Source organism: Flavobacterium hibernum, from assembly GCF_000832125.1.
GTDB lineage: Bacteria > Bacteroidota > Bacteroidia > Flavobacteriales > Flavobacteriaceae > Flavobacterium > Flavobacterium hibernum.
Genome location: NZ_JPRK01000027.1, coordinates 41,147 through 58,769, shown reverse-complemented (window position 1 = coordinate 58,769; position 17,623 = coordinate 41,147). Strand labels below are relative to the sequence as shown.

The following is a 17,623-nucleotide window of genomic DNA, read 5'->3' as shown; positions in this document are numbered from 1 at the left end:
TTTTGTCACTAATTTTTTGCCACAGATTATAATCATTTCAAAGATTTTTACAAATAATCTGCTTTATCTGGCAAATCTACGTAGAGTTTTTTCGCCACGAATTTCACGAATTTCACGAATTTTTTTTGCCGCAGATTATAATGATTTTAAAGATTAAAAAAACCAATATTGATCTGCTTAAATCTGTAAAATCTGCGTGAAACTCTTTTATCAAAATCTAAGAGAAATCTACGTTAATCTGTGTTATCCGTCTACCATCTCGCAATTTTAATTCTTAGCAAAAAGCTTTTTCAGAGAAATTGTTTTATCGTAAAACGTAATTCTAATTCCGAATAATAAAACGATTCCGCCAATAATCATTTGTAAAGTTATTTTTTCTTCCAAAAACAACCAAGCCAATATAGATGTTATTATTGCCTGACTCAATAAACTAAGCGAAACTCTAGTTGCGCGCATATGTTGTGTAGCATAACTTATCGAAAGCCAAGCGCACAATTGACATATTACTGCTTGAAGCACCAAAACAAACCAGCCAGTGTCTGTAAACCCTGTAAAAGGTTGGTTTAAAGCATAACATAGAATTCCTAAATAAATACTCGATGCAAATAAACTAATGGTCATAAAAGACAACACATCGATTTCTGACAATACATTTTTGCTAACCAAAAGATAAATCGAATACAGAATGCCGGATAAAACGGCAAACAAAAATGCCTGATTGAAATTTAGATCTATAAAAAACTCAAATCCAACCAAAGTGACCATCCCAAATAAAGAAACAACGGTTCCAATCCAGAAGTTGGTTGCGGGTTTTGATTTTAAAAATAAAAATGAACCAATTCCAACCCAAACTGGCGATAAGTTGGTAAGCAACGAAGCTTGAGTCGCGCTTGAATCCTGAATGGCGATATTCCAAACGGCAACATCTGACGAAAATAATACACCACAAAGCACTGCCAAAAGCAAGAATTTTGTCTTTGGAAGTTTAAAGCTTTTTGTAATTAATACATAAGGCAATAGAAATACCAAAGCAAAAAACATTCTATAAAAAGCCGAAATTAATCCTGGCGCTAATTTAAGTTTAACCAATATGGGGAATATCGAAATGCAAAGTATTCCGCAGATTAAGGCTAATCTTGGTTTGGTAATTTTCATTATTTGTGCGTTTTCTAATCTAAGGTATTTAATCGAAAGTTGATTTTTGCGAAGATCTCAATTTTTTCTTGAATAAGAATCAAGTTAAGGATTTTTGTACGGATTATAATAGATAAACGCGCAAATCGATTATCAATTTGCGCGTTTATCAATTTCTTGTTTTAAGCCGAAATAATTTTATTGCAGGCTTGTGCAATTTGCTGATCTGAAAATGGTTCGAGTGCTTTGGCCAGCATTTTACTGGTTTTGATACAGCCAATCATTTTTGTCCGAAAATCGAGATCATTTCCTATTTCGGTTTCTAAGAGAGCCTCGAAAATCTTGGTTAAATGATCGGGTTGTTCTCTAAATTCTCCTTCTAACCAAAGATTAGAGAGAAAGTTTGCCACAGCTGGCATTACATCGTGATGTGTTGGTTTTTGATTTTCTATTTGCATATTCGAAAATATTAAACGCACGAAACCCTCGCTTTAGATGTGCAAAAATACCCGTAAGGATAGAATTTCCATTGTTTCCGCAGGAACATCATGGCGAGGGAATCGCTTATGTTAACTTTAAAGTTTCAAGGATTGCTCCTTACTGTATTTTTGCAGAACAAACTTACAAATATAAAATTGAAACAAATAATAAAATTGTAGGAATTTTAGTTGTTTTTGCTTCGCAATATTGTCATTTCGAGGAACGAGAAATCGCACTAGAAATTCAACAACTGTGTGTGAATCTCGCGTGCGATTTGCTTCGCCTGTTCGCTATCGCTCGAGTCTTGTTCCTCGAAATGACAAACGATATGCTTAATATTTAAATCAGTTTAATTTACCGTTTCACCATTTGGAGCGTCAGCATCAGGATTAATGAAAACTAATTTACCTTCGGCATTAGTTGTCATTAAAATCATTCCTTGACTTTCAACTCCGCGTAAAGCTCTTGGCGCTAAGTTTGCTAAAACAGATACACGTTTTCCGATGATTTCTTCTGGTGTAAAGCTTTCGGCAATTCCCGAAACGATCGTACGAACGTCAATTCCTGTATCTACTTTTAGCACCAAAAGTTTGTTGGCTTTAGGCATTTTTTCAGCTTCCAAAATAGTTCCCACACGAATGTCCATTTTCGCGAAATCTTCAAATTGAATTAAATCTTTTTGAGGTTCCGGTTGTTTGCTTTCGGCAAGATTAGCAGTTTTTGTAGCTTCCAATTTATCTATTTGTTTTTGTATTTCTTCGTCTTCGATTTTAGCGAAAAGCAATTCTGCTTCACCAATTTTATGTCCAGCCGGAATTAAATCTGAGTTTTCAGAAATATCATTCCAACCTAATGTTTTATCAAGAAAAATGTCTTTTGCATCACGATCTTTCTCTTTCAAGAATTTGCTAAATCCAGCAAAATGCTCTTTAAGATCACCTAAATTCAAAATTTTTGAAAGTTTAGTAGAAGTGAATGGTAAAAACGGTTCAGCCAAAACGCTCAACGCAGTAGCAATTTGCAATGCAACATACATTTGAGTTTTTACACGCTCCGGATTGTCTTTCATTACTTTCCAAGGCTCTTCGTCGGCAAGATATTTATTTCCTAAACGCGCCACATTCATTAATTCTCCAAGTGCTTCACGGAATCTGTAACGTTCTACAGAACTCGAAATCACGGCTGGATACGCTTTTAATTCGGCTAAAGTAGCTTCATCAACTTCTGAAAATTCGTTTGGTGTTGGAATAATTCCATCGTAATACTTGTTGGTTAAAACCACCACACGATTAATAAAGTTTCCGAAAATAGCAACCAATTCGTTGTTATTTCTTGCTTGGAAATCTTTCCACGTAAAATCGTTATCCTTAGTTTCTGGAGCGTTTGAGGTTAATGCATAACGCAAAACATCTTGTTTCTCCGGAAATTCTTCTAGGTATTCGTGCAACCAAACCGCCCAGTTTTTAGAAGTCGAAAGTTTGTTTCCTTCCAAATTCAAGAACTCATTTGCAGGAACATTGTCTGGCAAAATATAGCTTCCTTCGGCTTTAAGCATTGCTGGGAAAATAATACAGTGAAAAACAATATTATCTTTTCCAATAAAATGAACCAGTTTCGTTTCTTCGTCTTTCCAATAAGGTTCCCAGTCTTTTCCTTCGCGGGCAGCCCATTCTTTAGTAGACGATATATAACCAATTGGTGCATCAAACCAAACATATAATTTTTTTCCTTCGGCACCTTCAACCGGAACATCAATTCCCCAATCAAGGTCACGCGTAACGGCACGAGGTTCAAGTCCGCCATCAACCCACGATTTTACTTGTCCGTAAACATTAGGTTTCCAGTCGTTTTTATGTCCAACCAAAACCCATTCAGTCAGGAATTCAGTATATCGGTCAAGCGGTAAAAACCAGTGCTTTGTTGCTTTCAAAACAGGAGTTTCTCCAGTAATTGTCGATTTTGGGTTTATTAAATCCGTAGCATTTAGAGTCGATCCACAATTTTCGCATTGATCGCCATAAGCTCCGTCATTACCACATTTTGGGCAAGTTCCTACTACAAAACGATCAGCCAAAAACTGATTTGCTTTTGCATCGTATAATTGTTCTGTTACTTCTTCAATAAAATCGCCATTATCATACAATGTTCTAAAGAATTCCTGAGCAGTATCATGATGAATTTTAGCCGAAGTTCGAGAATAATTATCAAACGAAATCCCAAAATCAGAGAATGATTTTCTAATAATTCCGTCATATTTATCAATAACTTCTTGTGGTGTAATTCCTTCTTTTTTTGCTTTCATCGAAATTGCAACACCATGTTCATCGCTTCCGCAAATAAATGCAACGTCTTTTCCTTGCAAACGTAAATATCTCGAATAAATATCTGCAGGCACGTAAACCCCCGCCAAATGCCCAATATGTATAGGTCCGTTGGTGTAAGGCAATGCCGCCGTAATAGTATATCTCTTAGGATTCTGTATCATAACTCAATTTTATTGAGTGCAAAAATAAGCAATAGAATTGAGAATTCTAAGTTTCACAGAGATTCCGAATGAAAAGCATTTTAGCTTGTCATTTCGAGGAACGAGAAATCTCCGCAAGAAACTCGGCAAAAATTTGATTTTTCCTAGTAGTTTTTTCAGGAGCTAATCCCGCTATCCGTTACAATCTTTTACTTTTTAAAGAAAAAAGTAAAAGGATTTCCACTTCTATCGGGGCTAAAAAACACTCCAATTGTCAGGCTGAGCGAAGTCGAAGCCCCGTGCGCTGAATCACTGTGCGGGCTTCGACTTCGCTCAGCCTGACAATACAGATAAAAATAAAACTTTGCGCCTCCGTGCCTTTGCGTGATTATTTCAGCTCAACAAATAAAAACTCTTTGTGAATCTCTGTGAAAAACCTTCGTGCAACTCAGTGGTAAAATCTCCATAAAATAGAACCAGTTTAAACTAGCCTTACAATCAAAATCTTCAGAATATATTTTGCAATCTTTGCCTAGAAAAAAAACAAAAACAAGTTATGAGCAAGACAAAATTAATCATCAATAAAAATGGTTCTATAAAAATAGAAGGTGAATTTGAAATCATGGATTCTGAAGGAACTGTTTACGGACTTCAAGGAAGATCTGCATTAGGACTTTGCCGTTGCGGATTATCTGCAAACAAACCTTTTTGCGATGGAGGACATAGAAATAATTTCGAACACGATTCTGTTGCGTTCGATTTACCGCCAATGAAAACAAACTAAGAAAATCTATTTTCTGGTTTTGAGTATAAAAAAAGCTGCATTATTTAATGCAGCTTTTTCGTTTTTATGCCTAAATTTTTAATATACTATACAGTCTTTAGTTTTTAAATAGAAACCTTGACTTTCTGTTTTTCCTAATTTTCCTGTTGAATCTATCGAAACTATGAATGATTCTTTCGACTCTGGACAACTTTTGTATTTCATTAGCTTTAAGTTATAACCATTTTTCGTTTTAATATATCCATTGCCTTTTTGATTGTTTGAATCTATCTCGTAATCATTTATTCGTGCAATTATAAATGCTTCTTGAGGGTTATCGATTTTATTTATAAAAGTGGCTAAATCTGTTTCATTTATGACATAATTCCATTTACCGTTTTGTAAATAAATGATATTATAAGCGCAATATGATGGATGACATCCACCTAAAAAACCATTACAGTCAGTTTTGTAATTATATTTTTCTTTTAATTTTTTATTTCCCTTGTATAAAATAGTTTTTGGAGTAATGCCATGACAATAATTAATCTCCCAATAGTCATAATTTTTATTGGGATTAATGTTTTTTAAAAGGCTTTCTATATCTGTCTTATTTGAGTTTAAATATTTGTAATTTAAATCATTACAAGATGTTAAAATTAAAAGAAGTAAGGGCAATATTTTTTTCATGAAGGTTTATTAGTTTTTATATATAAAGTTCTCCACGCATTGTTATCGCCGAAGAACCTCCAACCAAAATATCGTTTTGTCGATTCATAACTTCAATTAACGAAGGCTGATTTAGTTTTACGCCTTGCAGAATTTTATATTCTTTATTGAGTTGTGTGTATCTGTTTTTGGTTAAAAAGCCAATTAAAGGTCCAGCCGCCGTTCCAGTTGCAGGATCTTCTTCGATCCCGATTATTGGATTAAAAAAACGTGCTTCGACAACATGATCTTGATTTTCATCTGAAATCGAAAAACAATAAAATCCTTCGAATTGATGTTCTTTCGAAATTTCGATTAAAAGTTTGCTATCAGGAACACAGTCGTTGAGTAATTGCGTATTCCTAATAGGAACCATTGTATGCGCAACTTCGGTTTGAACCACTGTTGGAACAAGCATATTAACTTCCAGATCTTCTATTTTTAAACCAAGTGCGATTGCTATTTTGTAAGTAGGAATTTGATGTTTGATAACGGCTTGTTTTTGATGCATTTGTACAATAGGATATTGTGTTTCGGGATCAAAACTTACGGTTAAAGGTATTGGAGCATTTTTCATGATTACAAAACGATTGTTTTCGTCTTGCTCTTCGAATATGGGTAGTTTTTTTAGCAAAGCACCACAAACTGCGCCTAATAAATTGTGTCCTGCACCATCGATTTCAAAACCTATTGGCGTAAACGAACGAACGTTAAGTGCTTTTTGTGTTTTGGAATAATAAACAAATGAGGTTTCAGAATAGCCAAATTCTTTAGAGATATTTTGATACGTTTCAAGATCTAAATTGCCATCGGTAAAAACCACAGAAAGCGGATTTCCTTTGTAACTTTCGTTTGAGAATACGTCTAAAACGTAATATTCTAATGCTGTTCTTTCTCTCATTCCTTTTTCTTTTGCGTTTAACGGAATAAAGTTACAGTTTATAAAATATCAAAGCAACAACCTTTACAACATTCGTTTTTGTTCGGCGCTAAACTTTATTGCTTTTTCCAATCTCGCAATTCTGGTTTTTTCTTGTTTGGCGCTCATAATTACGTGAATTATTACTTTTTTATAAGATGGTGCCTGATTGTTGAAATATTCCCAAGCTGTTCTATTGGCTTTAAATTGCTTTTCGAGCTCAGGATCGAGAACATACGCTTCATTTTCATGCGAGTAAATTTTAGATCTTTCTTCAGATCTGAATTCGAAAGCTTTTACTCCCGTTTCTTTCATTAATCCGGCTTTTGTGAGTACTTCAATTTTTTTGATGTTTATCGCACTCCAAATACTCGATTTTTTTCTGGGGGTAAATCTGATCGTGTAACTTTCGTTGTCAATCGATTTTCGAACGCCATCAATCCAACCAAAACAAAGCGCCTGATCTACAGATTCTGACCAGGACATTGATGGTTTTTTGCTGTTCACTTTATAGAAACCTACCAAAAGTTCGGTTTCTGTTTGATGATGCTTTTCTAACCATTCTCTAAATTTTTCTTGGGTTGAGAAGAATGTTGGGGTCATTTGTTTATTTAGTTTTTAATGGAGGCGGAGGTGGAGGCAAAATATATTTTGAACTATAAAAATCTAACTTTTTCTTCGTTTCGATTAATTTTACTTTCTTTTTCCATTGATAAATCCATTTTGCTAGAGAATCCAGATCTTTTGGGACATCTTTTTTATGAGTATGTATTGCAATCGATTTTTTGATCGAATCTTTATCAATATAAAAAACGTAATATTCTCCATCGGTATAATCTTCGCTGTATTCTGGTTTGTATTTTTTTAATTGTGTTTTAGATATTAGCTCAATTAATGTTTTTTTATCTTCTTTATTTATTAAAGCAATATAATTTGTTTTGATTCTAGGAATATTTGCACTGTCATAAGTATTGTTACCATTCCAATGTTCTCTAATATAAACACTGTCGTTTGGCGTGAATTTTACAGAAAAACATGTTTCGAAAGTATTGTTAAAAGAAAAATCAAAATATTTAAATTTTGCTAAGGATTCTTCTTTTTTACAACTAAGTAAAATTGTGGTAATTGTAATTAGTAAAGCTATTTTTTTCATGATTTTGAAATTTATAAATCCACAATCGTTCTTAAAACCAATAAAAATAGAATAAATCCTAGAAAGTAAAATTGCACTTTGTTGACTTTTTGATTTCCAAACTTCTTGACCAAAAAACGATCAATTAAGATGATTACTAAAACCGGAATCAAACAAAATAAAACATAAATTCCCATTAATTTGTCTGGTGCCGAATATCCATTTATTAAAATAATGGCATAAATTATTCCTCCTATAATAGATAGAATTCCAAAAACAAAAAACAATGTCCAATTTTTTAGAAAGTTATTCATTAGATCGAATATTTACTTGTTTTGAAAGTTTCCTGATTAACAATACAGAGATTACGGATATGATCAAGATTAAAACCAGTTCGTAAAAAGCGTCTAATCCAGTTATTTTTAAAGACATAATTGTGATAAGCAAAATCGACAAAAAGACATTGATCCAGGCAATTAGAGCAAGCGAAAAGATTTTAAACTTAATTTTTATGCTTTTTATAAAAGAAATTAATATTACAATTAGTCCCAAAACTATTAATGTCCAACAAGTTTTAATAAAAATTATCAGGGTTTCTAAACCATGTAGCCATCCGGGAGATTCAAAAAAGTAAATAAAGAACATTACAACACTCCAGATATTGGTTAGAAACAAGGAAAGAATAAGACTTTTATATATTGTTTCTTTCATTGCTTTATTTTTGCTTTTTATTGGTTGTTACAATTAAAACTCCGGCCTCGCCAAAAGAGCCAAAAATGTTAATTCCTTTTTGTTTATCGATTGGAATAATCGAGATTATTTCATTTTTTGATAATGGAAGTTTTTCTTTCTCTAAGTCCTGAAAACGAAATGGTATGCCATCAATAACTACAATGGGTTGATTTGTAGCGATTTTATTTACCGTCGCCAGTTTTGCAATTGTGTCCGATAGGTAAATTTTTTCGGTTCCTTCGTCTTTTAATTCGTAGCGGTTTTGCGAATACATTGAGAAAGAGATTAGAGAAATAATTGTGATAAAAAAGGTTTTCATAAAATTTGGTTTTTAGGTCTATTTAGTTGGATTGTACGAATTTGTACTATATGGTTTAATCTTTTAGAATTTCTTCTTTTTTTAATTTTGAAACTTCTACGATTTGTTCACACAGATTAACAAATTCAGATAAGCCTCTTTGTTGTGTATTTGAGTTAGGTGCCCAAAAACGATAATTTTTATTTTTTCCTTTTGAACCAAACTGTATTTCCCATGTACTTCCGTCGTTGCCATCTAGATAGGCTTTGTCAATGTCAATTTTATCCAGAGAGATTGCTACATCTGTAAGTTTTTTAAAAGTTTTAAGATCAATAATTGTGAAATCTTCTATTTTACTATAGCTCCATTGAGGATTATTATTTGCAGGTCTACTTTTTATGAAAACTAATGCACTATCATTATTAGGCATTCTTGAAATGTTGATTTTTACTTCATTATAAGGAATTCGAAGACTATTTAAATAGATAAATTCAAGTTCATCAATTTTAGATTCAATTTTGGGTTCTTTTTTTTGGCAACTTATAAAAGTTAATGATATTAAGGTGAATAAAATATATTTTTTGATCATGATGTAAGTCTTATTTCGAGCTAAAATAATCTTTTTATTCTCATAATAATCTCACAAAATGAAATCTTCTTATAAAACCTGTATTGCATTAGGGATAGCCCACAGCCAAACAAAGGAAGTGCGTGGACTTGAAGCGATCCCGAAGCTTCGGGACGACCCGAAGGGAGATGCCTAAAAAAATAGTATCATTTGTATTGTTATTTCAACGAAATTTGTAATCAAATTATAAAGAGTTGAAATCATGGCAAAAGGACCTGAAAAAAACACCAAGAATAAGGCTTTGCATACTAAATTGCTTAATCGAAAAAAGGCAAAACTTCAAGCAGAGAAAAAAGCTCAGGCATTACGCTTGAAAGCTTTGGTTGCCAAAATGAACGAAAAAAAGAATTCTGAAGGATTAGATACTCCTTAAATAAAATGGAAAAACCGAGAAAGAATCTCGGTTTATGAATTAAGCCTTTTATATATAAAATTTGAATTATAGAAAAATTACTTCTTTTGATGATTTAGCTATTTTAACAATATGGTAAGGTTGTGTAAGTACCGTTGCTATGTTTCCTGTGTGTAGTTTTTCGACTTTTACGTAAATCTTATTTTTATTCTCGGCTATTTTGGTAATGTCTATGGTGTGTCCGCCATTTAAATATTTTTGATCTATAACGGCAATAATTTGGAATTTTGTAAAATCAATATTGGTGTCGATAAAATATTTACTTTCTTCGTTAACTACACTTATTTTAGTTATAAAAGCATTCCAGGCTTGGGCGTCTGTGATTACAACTTTTGTTTCTGCAATTGGTTTTTGATCAGATGGACTCAAATCTTTTTGAACAACTGTTGAAAAACTAACGTCAGATTGATTTGAATTGTTGTCGTTGCTGCAGCTTGTGAGTAAAAATAAAAAACTAAAAAGGGTAATAATCTGTTTCATGGTTTTTGGTTTTTAAGTGATGAGAATTGTGGTTTATTTAATTCTCTTTTTTAATAGATGTCACTTTTGATAAAAGGTTGCGTTAATTTGTTGTAAATCTTGTTGTTGCAATGTTTAAAAATCAAGTCTTGGTGATGATTAAATCTTGTATAAAGCTAAAATACTCTTTTTTTTGCTTTGAAATAATAGCATAAATTAATCTTAGAATGCTCGAGGTTCTATAACTAATAGTGATTTTTCGTACTGGAAAACGCCAGGAAAAAAATATCCCAATCCTATTATTATTTCTCCGAAATTTGCAAAACAATCTCAAAACAATCTCAAAACAAAACAAAATGGAGGAATTTGGTAGAATAATAGTTTCTGAAACGGCAAAGAATAGTGAAAATCTTCATGATATCATTCATTCCAATATTTCGGTAATCAATTTAATGCGTGAGGAAGGTGTCGATGACGAATTTATTCACGAAGATGCTCTAATGAGTTATTATCTTGATTATTACTATTCGCAATATGCCGAAGGAAATTTTGCTCAGTTTGTATACAAATCAGGTTGGAATAAGGAATTGAATGAACTTATCGAAGAAGGTTTGACTTTAATTGGTGCCGAAAAGCATTTGGAATTATTTCAGCAACAAAGTAAAAAAGTAAAATTGATGAGCAGCGTTAAGCTCAATAAATTTGTAAGCGGTAAACTCGAAGGTGTAAATCCGGTTAGAGATTCTTTGAATAATGATACTTTTTACGAATTAGAAGAAAATTTAATTACACTAAATGCTGATTTCTTAAAGAATCATCCAGATTTCGAAGCGCTTTCAGTAGATGATATGTTTGCTACTTTAGAAGAGTATGTTGGTCACGAAATTAAGCGAGCTTAGTTTTTTTTAGGTTCAAAGAGGCAAAGGGACATAGGTTCAAAGGTTTGTTTTATTGTCTATAAAATCTCTCGCAAAGTCGCAGAGTCACAAAGAAAATAAAACTTTGCGTTTTCGCGACTTTGCGAGATTAATTGAGGTTTCTTTAAACAAAACTTAGCAAATCTTTGTGAAGTCTTCTTGTAGCTTTGTAAAGAAACTTTATTAATTTAGTTTGCAGTGGTTTGCCATATTAAAAAAGCTTAAAATGAGATATAAATATTGCCAAATATTGTTTTTCCTTTTTCTTCAAATAGGATTTTCTCAAAACAAAATCAGTCTTTTTTCCGAAATTAATTACAACTCAATTCCTGCCGTATCATTAAGTGATTATAAATCGGTTCAGGATCGTGATATTAAATGTCAGAATCCTAATATTGCATTAGGAATCGGAATTTCGGGCGGAGGTTCCAGAGCGCAGTTTTTTAGTATGGGCGTACTTTTAGGATTAGAAGAAATTCAGGAGAATAATTCGCAACGTAATTTTTTAAATGAAATCGATTATTTTTCTACCGTTTCCGGAGGTTGTTTTTCGGCAGGATATTATTTAACAATTCTCAAGAATAAACTACAAAATGACAACTGTTCGTTTAACGAATTTTATTTTTCTAAGGCCGATGCGTATAAAGATTATGTAGATAAATCCGTCAATATCTTGTCGTTACTCAACAACAGCCGAAACGAAAAAGGAGATAAAATACCAATGACGCAACGAATAGATGCCGATATTTTGCAATACGATGCAGGAAATCCTGAAAGTACAGATAAGTTTGGAACTCAAATGATGATGTCGGATTTTTTTATTCCTAAAGAAAGTAAATCAGCACCATCTTTACCCATGTTTGTGGCCAACGGAACAGCTTTTAATAATGGAGAACGCATACCGTTTATGCCGCATATCATTAGAGGCTTAAATATAAACTCGTCTTTGGCGCCCAATAAAGCTTCGATTGCATTAAACGAAAACAAAATTAACGACGGATATAATTTTCCCGTTACATATGCTATAACCGCAAGTTCTGCTTTTCCCGGAGTTTTACCAAAAGTAAAGTTTGGTGTAAAAAATCAGGAAAAAATATTATGTATTGTCGATGGCGGAGCATCAGATAATATGGGATATAAAACTCTGGTCGAATTATTGCATAACGACACCAGAGTAAGCGATAAAAATAAAAAAGCACTATTTATAGATTGTTTGGGACAAGGCAAAAAAACGCCTTATATAACCGATGCGAAAATTAGATTGATTTCGCTTTTTGAAACCGCCTCTTTATACACCGTTCAAACCCGTTATATGACTTTTGATAAAGATGTCGAAAATACTTTTGAACGTTATAAAATACCAGTTTCAAATTATCAAGTTATTGGTTTTACTACAATTAGAGAGCATTTGCTTAAAATGGAGAAAGATCAGGATTATGAAAATTTAGTGTCTGAATTAAAAAACACAAACGATGATTCTGGCAATTGGGTGCGACTTTTTGGTGATTTTAAAGCAGGGTTAATTGCTAAGTTTGGAGAAGATTCTTTTAAAAAAGATAAAGATGGCGTGATTATAATTGCAACGCTTAGCAAAGAAAAATTTCAGAATTTATCTGCCAAACAAATTTTATTGCTTTATGAATATGCTTCTCACGTTGAAACCAAATTAAGAATTACCCCAGAAGAAAGAGAGATTTTGCTACTGTCCGGACGTTTTGCGGTGTATTTAAAAACTAATGAATTAAAAGATTTGTTGGTAGAAAACAGGTAAATTAAGAACTTGGTTTTCGTTTGTTTTATTTTTTGGTAAATTTTGTAGGATAATTATATATTTGAATAGAATTTTAACGTTAAGAATAATAGAATTTCTAAAAACAAAAACAAACCAATGAAAAAATACTTTTTGATGAGCGGAATAGTATTGTTTTTATTTTCCTGCAAGAAAAATGAAAGCATTCCTGTAGAGGATAAAAAGCTAAACGACACAATAGTTACGCAAAAACAACCGGAATCAACCAGCATGAAAAATGCGATCGATGGCGTGATTTTTATAAGTACTGATAGTATTAAAGAATCGAAAGAACTTGATGTGCAATTACTTCAAAAAATAGCTCCTCAGTTAAAAATTAAGTACTCAGATATAAAAGTCGATAAAACAAGTTCAATAAGCTATAACGATCAAATTGTCTTTTTTATAATTACTTATGCAGAAGCATTTGATAATAAAGAGAAAGATGTTTCGCTGGAAAGAAAATATGTTTTTGCCAATAAAAGTGACGGTAAAATCCTTGCATCAGAGTCTGATGCAGAATTAAGTCATCTTGAAGACGAAGTTATACAAGCCTCAAAATCTATTATAATAAAAGATTTAATTAAACTGAATGAGGAAACTGCTGGAATAGCATTTTATACAGATTTGGGTGCAGGCGGAGTTGCGCAATATTGGCAACGAAAATTTACCATTATTACTTTTGCAGATTCAAACATTAAAAAAGTATTGAATAATTACACTATCGGACGAGGAAATAGTGAAATGAAAAATGATACTACCGATAAAATCGAAACATTAGAAGCGGGACTTGAAGTTTCGAAAAACAAAACAAATGGTTTTTATGATTTAATCGTTTCAAAAAGCTTTGTGTATGAAGAGTGGAATCGTAATGGAGATGAAGATACACAAGGCAAAACAAAAGTTAAAAAAGAAACAGAAGTACTAAAATACAACGGGAAAAACTATACGTTTGATATTAAAGACAAAATGAGGTTTCTAAGAAACGTGAATGAATAAAAATATAATGTATAGAATAGTAGTTTTTGCTTTTTTAATTTTTCCCGTTTTTCTATTTGCGCAGGCAAAAAAAATAGAGAAAACAGATAATGTTACCCGATATTTTTATGATGATCACGTAGTTTCTGTCGAAATCTGGTACAGTGCAGATAAAAAAACAGACAGCACCAAAACATATTATTCGAACGGAAGTCTAAATGAAGTTTTTTATTTTGATAAAGATGGATTGAAAGATTCCAACTGTTTTCAATACAACAAACAAGGCGAAAAATTAGTAACCTGGAATTTCTCTCACGGAAAATTAGTGAGCAGAACAGATCATAAATTGCCTTTCAACAAAGACCGGGAAGAAACTGTAAAAAAAGCACTCAAATTACTGACGGAAATTAATGTTAAAACCAATTATAATCCAACAAGAATTCTGGATTTATACAATCGTGGAGTTTTGCGCATTAGCCTTGGTAATAGTTCATTGGCACTCGACGATTTAAAAAAAGTAGAATACACGATTGATCGCGATCCTAAAAATAAGAATATTGTACTTAGTGATTCTTTACAGAAAAAACAGAATTTATTTAAGAGCAAGCTTTACGATCGATTAGCAAGCATTTATGCAACGTACGAAATGGATACTTTTGCGATTCATTATTATTACAAGGCAATAAAAAGTGCGCCCGACGATTTACGTATTTTATACAATTTTGCTGCTTTATTACAACGACGAAAACTCAATGATTTGGCGCAATTTTACTTAGAAAAAATAGTACGCGAGAAACCAAATCATGCACACGCTCGATGGGCACTTGCGCGGTTGTATAGTGATATGGGAGAATATGAGAAAGCAATGGAAAATATAACCGAAGCTTTTAAATCCGAAAAGGCGATTATAGAACGAACTGCGGGCTATGGCGGAAGAGATTTAAGAACAACACGCGGTTTGATATATCATAAATTAGGAGAATCTGATAAAGGAATTATCGATTTGAAAGAGGCCTTAGAAATGGATAAAAACAATTCGTACGCGATGAAAAATCTCGGAATTGTTTATCTCGATCAACACAAATACAAACAAGCTTGCGAATTATTCCGTAAAGCCAAAGAACTCAAATATGCATTGGTTTATGACGAAACTGATTTGGCTTCATTGCTAGAAAGTGCCTGCAATAATGTTCAGCCTGAAGTTTTAGTAAATAAAAAGCCATTTGTATTTCCTAATCCTACAACGACAATAATTTCAATCGAAAACTTTGATACTGTCAATTTTGAATATGAAGTTTTTAGTTTCGAATCAGTTTCGGTTTTAAAAGGAAAAAGCACAGATGGAAAAATTGATGTTTCCAGTTTGTCTTCCGGTTTCTACGTGCTAAAAGTTTCAACCACAAATTCAGTAGAAACGTTTAAAGTGATTAAAGAATAAATTTAAATTTAATTCTTTGATTATTTCTGCAGAATAACTAAGAAATAACTTTAGAATCAAGTTTGTCGTAATCTTAGCAAACATTTCCTTAAATTTGCTTCCGTTATTAAAAAATACAATAGTTATAAAAAACAAGCTATGTTACAAATCGCATTTATTAGAGAGAATCAAGAGAAAGTAATCAAGGCTTTAGCAAAACGAAATATCGATGCTAAAAGCGTTGTTGAAGAAGTCGTGCAATTAGACGAAAACCGTCGTGCTACACAAGTAGAATTAGACAACACTTTATCTGAATCTAATAAATTGTCCAAAGACATTGGAGAATTAATGAAAGCGGGAGAGAAGTCAAAAGCGGCAATCTTAAAAGAAAAAACGGTTTCATTAAAAGAAAAAAGTAAAGAATTGGCAGAAAAAGCAGAAGCTTTGGCAGCCGAATTGACGAATAAATTATACACATTACCAAATCTTCCGGCTGATATTGTTCCTGAAGGAAAAACTCCAGATGATAATTTGAATGTTTTTCAAGAAGGTGATATTCCGGTTTTGCACGAAGGTGCACAGCCACACTGGGAATTGGTAAAGAAATACGATATCATCGATTTCGAATTGGGTGTAAAAATTACAGGAGCAGGATTTCCGGTTTACAAAGGAAAAGGAGCTCGTTTGCAACGTGCTTTAATTAATTACTTTTTAGACAAAAATACTGCTGCAGGATATAACGAAGTTCAGGTGCCACATTTGGTAAACGAAGCTTCGGGGTATGGAACAGGACAATTACCAGACAAAGAAGGGCAAATGTATCACTCAACAATTGATGATTTATATTTGATTCCAACGGCTGAGGTTCCAGTTACCAATTTATTCCGCGATGTAATTTTAAACGAAAGTGAATTACCGGTTTTACATACGGCTTATACACCATGTTTCCGTCGTGAAGCAGGTTCTTACGGAGCACACGTACGCGGATTAAACCGTTTGCATCAATTTGATAAAGTAGAAATAGTACGTGTTGAACATCCAGACAAGTCTTATGAAGCATTGGATGGAATGGTAGAACATGTAAAAGATATTTTGAAAGAATTAAAATTACCATACCGCGTTTTACGTTTATGCGGTGGTGACATGGGGTTCACATCGGCTTTGACATATGATTTTGAAGTATTTTCTACAGCGCAAGATCGTTGGTTAGAAATTAGTTCAGTATCTAACTTCGAAACTTTTCAGGCAAATCGCTTGAAATTACGTTTCAAAGACAAAGATGGAAAAAACCAATTGGCACATACCCTTAACGGAAGCTCATTGGCATTGCCAAGAGTTTTAGCAGGTATATTAGAAAATTATCAAACTCCGGAAGGAATCGTAATTCCAGAAGTTTTGCGCCCTTACTGTGGTTTTGATATTATAAATTAGATTAACTTATATAGTTCTTAGAGTCAACCTAACAGGTTTTTAAAACCTGTTAGGTTTCTTATTTTAACTAAGAACTTTAATAAAAATAATGCAAGAGATGAATGGAATTTTAAATTGGAATGTAGATCCGGTTATTTTTATGATAACAGATAGTTTTCCTTTAAAATATTATGGAGCTCTTTTTGCCTGCGGGCTTTTATTAGGGTATTATATCGTAAGAAGTATTTACAAAAAGGAACATCTTTCGTTAGATAATCTGGATAGTTTATTTGTTTACGTTATAGTTGGTACAATTTTAGGTGCGAGATTAGGGCACTGTTTTTTTTATGAACCAGCTTATTTTCTTCAACATCCAATTGAAATTCTTTTACCAATTCAGAAAGTAGCTGGAGTTTATAAATTTGTTGGTTATCAAGGATTAGCAAGTCACGGTGGATCAATTGGGGTTTTGATAGCAATGATTTTATATTGCCGAAAATATAAAGTAAAGTTCTTATGGATTCTGGATAAAATGGCAATAGGAGTTCCTGTTACAGGTGCTTTTATCAGATTTGGAAATTTTATGAATTCTGAAATCTACGGAAAACCAACAAACGGAAATTGGGGAGTTGTTTTTCAAAGAGACGATATGATTCCCAGACATCCAACACAATTGTATGAAGCATTTGCTTATTTACTGATATTTGGAATTGTGCTTTATCTGTACAAAACAGAAAAGTTTAGAAAAGCCGATGGATTTATTTTTGGATGGTTCCTGACTTTGATGTTTGTGGCTAGATTTATAATTGAATTTTTTAAAGAAAATCAAGAAAGCTTCGAGAATGATATGATCATTAATATGGGGCAAATACTTAGTATTCCGTTTATATTAATTGGCGTAATTTTGATAATCTGGAAATCGAAAAAACAGGAGGTAATTTAGTATTCAGTCGCAGTTTACAGTGAATTGCGTTGAATACTGT

At 32.7% G+C, this 17,623-nt stretch carries 20 protein-coding genes; 8 read left to right on the top strand and 12 right to left on the bottom strand.

Features of this window, described 5'->3' with window-relative positions:
• Positions 1-267 precede the first annotated feature (267 nt).
• The 3 genes from IW18_RS21910 to metG all read right to left on the bottom strand — a co-directional run bounded on the left by IW18_RS21910 (position 268) and on the right by metG (position 4,099).
• Complete coding sequence (locus tag IW18_RS21910) at positions 268-1,155, bottom strand: DMT family transporter (protein WP_041520342.1); 888 nt, start codon at positions 1,153-1,155, stop codon at positions 268-270.
• Positions 1,156-1,316: 161 nt separating this feature from the next.
• Positions 1,317-1,592 carry a hypothetical protein gene (locus IW18_RS21905; RefSeq protein ID WP_041520341.1) on the bottom strand — a complete coding sequence of 92 codons (276 nt, stop codon included), beginning with the start codon at positions 1,590-1,592 and terminating at the stop codon, positions 1,317-1,319.
• 371 nt (positions 1,593-1,963) lie between these two features.
• On the bottom strand, positions 1,964-4,099 hold the full coding sequence (gene metG, locus IW18_RS21895) for a methionine--tRNA ligase (protein ID WP_041520339.1): 2,136 nt from the start codon (positions 4,097-4,099) through the stop codon (positions 1,964-1,966).
• Positions 4,100-4,634: 535 nt separating this feature from the next.
• Here metG and IW18_RS21890 point away from each other — a divergent pair.
• Positions 4,635-4,862 carry a CDGSH iron-sulfur domain-containing protein gene (locus IW18_RS21890; RefSeq protein ID WP_041520338.1) on the top strand — a complete coding sequence of 76 codons (228 nt, stop codon included), beginning with the start codon at positions 4,635-4,637 and terminating at the stop codon, positions 4,860-4,862.
• A gap of 78 nt (positions 4,863-4,940) precedes the next feature.
• Here the strand turns inward: IW18_RS21890 and IW18_RS22810 are convergent, their stop codons facing one another.
• From IW18_RS22810 to IW18_RS21850, 8 genes are all read right to left on the bottom strand, one after another.
• On the bottom strand, positions 4,941-5,531 hold the full coding sequence (locus IW18_RS22810; protein ID WP_052480271.1) for a hypothetical protein: 591 nt from the start codon (positions 5,529-5,531) through the stop codon (positions 4,941-4,943).
• Between the two features lie 16 nt (positions 5,532-5,547).
• Positions 5,548-6,450, bottom strand: a complete 903-nt coding sequence (locus IW18_RS21880; RefSeq protein WP_041520337.1) for a PhzF family phenazine biosynthesis protein — start codon at positions 6,448-6,450, stop codon at positions 5,548-5,550.
• Between the two features lie 63 nt (positions 6,451-6,513).
• Complete coding sequence (locus IW18_RS21875) at positions 6,514-7,071, bottom strand: YdeI/OmpD-associated family protein (protein WP_041520336.1); 558 nt, start codon at positions 7,069-7,071, stop codon at positions 6,514-6,516.
• A 4-nt stretch (positions 7,072-7,075) separates the two neighbouring features.
• The gene (locus tag IW18_RS21870; RefSeq protein WP_041520335.1) at positions 7,076-7,621 is read right to left on the bottom strand and encodes a hypothetical protein; all 546 of its coding nucleotides are present in this window, start codon (positions 7,619-7,621) and stop codon (positions 7,076-7,078) included.
• A gap of 11 nt (positions 7,622-7,632) precedes the next feature.
• On the bottom strand, positions 7,633-7,914 hold the full coding sequence (locus IW18_RS21865) for a hypothetical protein (RefSeq protein WP_041520334.1): 282 nt from the start codon (positions 7,912-7,914) through the stop codon (positions 7,633-7,635).
• Positions 7,907-8,311 carry a hypothetical protein gene (locus tag IW18_RS21860; protein WP_041520333.1) on the bottom strand — a complete coding sequence of 135 codons (405 nt, stop codon included), beginning with the start codon at positions 8,309-8,311 and terminating at the stop codon, positions 7,907-7,909. Before IW18_RS21860 ends, IW18_RS21865 begins: the two co-directional genes overlap by 8 nt.
• Before the next feature lie 4 nt (positions 8,312-8,315).
• Entirely contained in the window at positions 8,316-8,651 is a 336-nt protein-coding gene (locus IW18_RS21855; protein WP_123902540.1) for a hypothetical protein, read from the bottom strand.
• A gap of 55 nt (positions 8,652-8,706) precedes the next feature.
• Positions 8,707-9,219, bottom strand: coding sequence for a hypothetical protein (locus tag IW18_RS21850; protein WP_041520331.1), 513 nt, complete (start codon positions 9,217-9,219; stop codon positions 8,707-8,709).
• Positions 9,220-9,460: 241 nt separating this feature from the next.
• Here IW18_RS21850 and IW18_RS23270 point away from each other — a divergent pair, with 241 nt between their 5' ends.
• A complete protein-coding gene (locus tag IW18_RS23270; protein ID WP_165587347.1) occupies positions 9,461-9,631 on the top strand; it encodes a hypothetical protein in 171 nt (56 codons plus the stop codon).
• Positions 9,632-9,697: 66 nt separating this feature from the next.
• Here the strand turns inward: IW18_RS23270 and IW18_RS21845 are convergent, their stop codons facing one another.
• On the bottom strand, positions 9,698-10,150 hold the full coding sequence (locus tag IW18_RS21845) for a protease complex subunit PrcB family protein (protein ID WP_041520330.1): 453 nt from the start codon (positions 10,148-10,150) through the stop codon (positions 9,698-9,700).
• A gap of 335 nt (positions 10,151-10,485) precedes the next feature.
• Here IW18_RS21845 and IW18_RS21840 point away from each other — a divergent pair, with 335 nt between their 5' ends.
• The 6 genes from IW18_RS21840 (at position 10,486) to lgt (ending at position 17,583) form a co-directional block, all read left to right on the top strand.
• Positions 10,486-11,028 carry a DMP19 family protein gene (locus tag IW18_RS21840; RefSeq protein ID WP_041520329.1) on the top strand — a complete coding sequence of 181 codons (543 nt, stop codon included), beginning with the start codon at positions 10,486-10,488 and terminating at the stop codon, positions 11,026-11,028.
• Between the two features lie 244 nt (positions 11,029-11,272).
• On the top strand, positions 11,273-12,817 hold the full coding sequence (locus tag IW18_RS21835) for a patatin-like phospholipase family protein (protein WP_041520328.1): 1,545 nt from the start codon (positions 11,273-11,275) through the stop codon (positions 12,815-12,817).
• Positions 12,818-12,934: 117 nt separating this feature from the next.
• Complete coding sequence (locus tag IW18_RS21830) at positions 12,935-13,834, top strand: hypothetical protein (protein ID WP_041520327.1); 900 nt, start codon at positions 12,935-12,937, stop codon at positions 13,832-13,834.
• Complete coding sequence (locus IW18_RS21825) at positions 13,827-15,251, top strand: T9SS type A sorting domain-containing protein (protein ID WP_041520326.1); 1,425 nt, start codon at positions 13,827-13,829, stop codon at positions 15,249-15,251. Before IW18_RS21830 ends, IW18_RS21825 begins: the two co-directional genes overlap by 8 nt.
• 138 nt (positions 15,252-15,389) lie before the next feature.
• The gene (gene serS / locus IW18_RS21820; RefSeq protein ID WP_041520325.1) at positions 15,390-16,661 is read left to right on the top strand and encodes a serine--tRNA ligase; all 1,272 of its coding nucleotides are present in this window, start codon (positions 15,390-15,392) and stop codon (positions 16,659-16,661) included.
• A 97-nt stretch (positions 16,662-16,758) separates the two neighbouring features.
• Positions 16,759-17,583: a prolipoprotein diacylglyceryl transferase gene (lgt, locus tag IW18_RS21815; RefSeq protein ID WP_041520459.1), complete on the top strand. Its 825-nt coding sequence runs from the start codon at positions 16,759-16,761 to the stop codon at positions 17,581-17,583.
• Positions 17,584-17,623 lie beyond the last annotated feature (40 nt).